The organism is Methylobacter psychrophilus (assembly GCF_025583945.1).
In the GTDB taxonomy this organism is placed as follows: domain Bacteria; phylum Pseudomonadota; class Gammaproteobacteria; order Methylococcales; family Methylomonadaceae; genus Methylobacter_C; species Methylobacter_C psychrophilus.
Genome location: NZ_JAOEGU010000109.1, coordinates 1 through 3,413, shown reverse-complemented (window position 1 = coordinate 3,413; position 3,413 = coordinate 1). Strand labels below are relative to the sequence as shown.

Annotated in this window: 1 protein-coding gene and 2 pseudogenes; 2 read left to right on the top strand and 1 reads right to left on the bottom strand. The window is 40.4% G+C overall.

Annotation, left to right across the window (positions count from 1 at the left end):
* Together N7974_RS20950 and N7974_RS20220 are read left to right on the top strand one after the other, a co-directional pair.
* Positions 1–108: pseudogene (locus tag N7974_RS20950) on the top strand (IS5 family transposase); the annotation flags it as partial.
* Between the two features lie 493 nt (positions 109–601).
* Positions 602–3,109 carry a SidE phosphodiesterase domain-containing protein gene (locus N7974_RS20220; RefSeq protein WP_262967335.1) on the top strand — a complete coding sequence of 836 codons (2,508 nt, stop codon included), beginning with the start codon at positions 602–604 and terminating at the stop codon, positions 3,107–3,109.
* Positions 3,110–3,303: 194 nt separating this feature from the next.
* Here N7974_RS20220 and N7974_RS20945 read toward each other — a convergent pair.
* Positions 3,304–3,413 (bottom strand): annotated as a pseudogene (locus tag N7974_RS20945) (IS5 family transposase); the annotation flags it as partial.

Sequence of the window (3,413 nt, the reverse complement as noted above, 5' to 3'; positions counted from 1 at the left end):
TTCGGTAAGCTCAAGCACTATCGCAGAATTGCTACACGATATGAGAAAAAAGCTATTAATTACATGGGGATGCTGTCATTTTCCTCGGTGCTTTTATGGCTGAGGTGAAACGTCAACAGAACCTAGATTAGCCTGTTTTCTATGTTTTTAACTAAAAATTAAGAGACGTATTATTTACTGAGCTAAAAAAGGCCGACAATGTTTATTTCTTGCATATTCTGGCCCAACCTGAGCAGTCATTCTAATCTAATCTGAACATCTATTCTGAAACAAGTTGAACACTGATGCCACCATAAGAAAATTTTAACGCTTAAACACCTGTATATAAACGCTTATCTTTTTCGGATAAGTGGCTGTACATTTCTTGCATTTGTTTTTCAATTTCTAGTGAGTAAGAGGATTGTATTTAAAATTTTTATTCAATATTTTAGCTCTCTGACTTTACCGTATTACCGCACCTAACTGCTCAAGTTGTTTCATACGCGTTGCTCAGCGACTCGCGGTGCTGGTCGAGCAAAAAAAATTAGCCTTAAAAAATATACATTCATATTTCTCTACGTTATTCTTTAAAAAAGATATTAATTTTTCAAGGGAATATGCAATGCCACTAAGACATCAGTTACAAATAAGTTCAGATGGAAATCCGGTTTATGTAAACATACCCTGGTTACAAACCTGGGAGTATTACTGGGAAAGTTCTGAAAAACAATACGAACTCTGGCAATTACTGGGTGATAGCATCATCAACCAGCCTTACGCAGACGACAGCTACTTACGCTCTCGTATTAGGACGATAGGCTCAACCGTTTACCGACCCAATCACGGCACGGTGCATTCCATTCGCCAGTTAATTTATGTCGAAAACTTTTTTAAATTAATCAAGACCAACGGCAAGCAAAAATTTAAAAAACTTGCCATGGATCAAGCCCTGAAAAAAACGGCTTTAATGCAGTTATCGGCTTTTTTATGTCGATCAGGGAGAACCAACGAACATAAACACTCGGATGATCATACTTATGGCGATCGTAGTGCCAATATTTTTGAGCTGGTAGCTGCTAAACTGAAATTTAAGCAGTCTGACTTTGCAAAGTTTTCAGGATACATTAAAGATTATGTTCCCAATAAAGATGCTGAACGAAAGCTCGGTTATACCGATGAGGACAGGCTCTATAAAAATTTGATTGACATGGTGCATCATGTTGATCTGATACGCTGCCATAAAAAAAGCGATGTGCATTATTATGTTTTTGAGACGCTAAGATCCTTGGTCGAAGGCTCAGAAAAAGAACACGCGAACTGGACAGTCGCCACCATAGCCCTGGTTGAATCGGTTTGTCTTAAAACAGGGACAAAAATCAGTTCTGATGCTCTGTCCGAGAAAACCTATGATGACAAACTGTTTACGCATTGCACTCACCAGGTCGGAGATACCATTAATGAACTCAGATTTCTCAGCATAGGAGGCAGCGACTCCGTAAACCAGCTCAAATCTGCTGCTTTTTCCCTCAATCCTCTGCTTGCAATTAAGGGGCCCGATGCCTGGAACAAAATCACAGAAAGCGAAAACAACTGCCTGATCTGTCATTGTCACGTGAGCATAGGGCATAGACATCATTGCCGGATTTGCGGCAATGGACATTTCTGCGATAACTGCGCCCCTAAACGCAAGGTTATAATTAAAAAAGCCACCCTGTTTGAACGCGTATGTGCAGACTGTTTTGATATGAATTTCTCCACGGGAACAGGCGTTTCGGAAAACAAGCCAAGTTATTGGGCGTCTACCAACCACGCCGTCAATGATGATGACATCGTGCGCAATGAGTGGTATTTAACCGATGACGATGGCGTGGTACCCAAACAGATGAACGGGGGAACGCATTTTTTCAACGTACCCAAGGAACACGAAGTTTTCAAAAAAATCAGTGCCTATATTAACGAAAATATCAAAGCCAGAGGATACAGCTCCGCAAAGGGCGAAGATGCCCGAATGAATACTGCCGAATGGGCGGTAAACCCCGCCAACAAAGAAGCGACTGAATTCCAGATAGCCATGGCAGAGCGCAGACTGACTGAAAGACGTGGTAAAATTGATCCAGCAAAATCGCAGGTTGTAACGGTACGAAGTGTACGTCTTATTATCAACCCCGATGTCTGGAATCGATACAATAATTTCAGAGAAGAAATACTCAAACAACTTGCTCCTAAAGGTGGCTCAGAAGTCGATAAAATACGTTGGACGAATTCTATCGGCAAACTCTCACAAGGCTTTACGCTACCTGTACTTGATAAAAGTATTGGCGAAACACTTTTGTTTCATGGCACTGCGGCTAAGTGGATTGAACTGATCATCCAGGGCGGGTTTAATCCATCTGTGGGGAAAAATTATGGTACAGCAACAAACCCACGTTATGGAATGCTCGGTCAAGGTACGTATTTAACAGATTCTTTTGCCAAAATGATGACTTATGGCAGTTGCCCTTTGTGTGGTGATTTTGCCTGCAACTGCCGTTCGATCAAAACCCGAAAAAAACTTACTCGTTCTTGTATTTTAGCACGAGTAACTTTAGGAAAAATCGATCACTACACCAGCAAGGCACTGAGTAAAGTTCCTGGATTTAGCGGTGAAGCGCAACGATTTCGAGGTCAAGCTTTCGATACAGATACTTTAACTCATAGTGTCGTTGCGCATGGCTTGGCTCCAAACTACAATAATCTTTTAACTTTTGGCGGCGGGAGAAATGAAATGATGTCCAAAGTTATGCCTCAAACTTATCCAGAGTTTGTAGTGGATTATGTCCTAGGTGATGACGATGAGGCTCCGCTTTTTTATACTGTCATTAATGAAGCCTTGAACCGCTATCAAGGACGCTGGCTTAAGAGTCCTAGTGCGGTTTCCACTAATGCGGTAAGAATACTGCGTGAAATCATCAACAGCTCTCTAGATGATAATGCTAAAAATGAAAAGTTGAGTAATTATGTGCTTTATTATCTGGATATAAAGAAAAAAATCGAAGATCCAAAAATTGGTTCCCCAGTGGGGCGAAGTGGAGATCTTTACAAGCACATAGTTACAGATCTTCAAAAATACGGTTTTTTACCTCTAGCTTAAGAGTAGAAGAACCCTATTCGGGGCTTGAAAGTCAACGTTACTAAAAGTCAAGCTAGTCTGTATGCTCAGTTTATTTTTAAAGTGAAAAGCTTAAAAGTAAAGAAAACCGAGGGGTTCTTTACTTTTAAATATATCCATTAATTTGTTGTTTTTAACATAAATATTGGGAAATAAACTTAGGTTCTGTTGACGTTTCACCTCAGCCATAAAAGCACCGAGGAAAATGATAGCATCCCCATGTAATTAATAGCTTTTTTCTCATATCGTGTAGCAATTCTGCGATAGTGCTTGAGCTTACCGAACA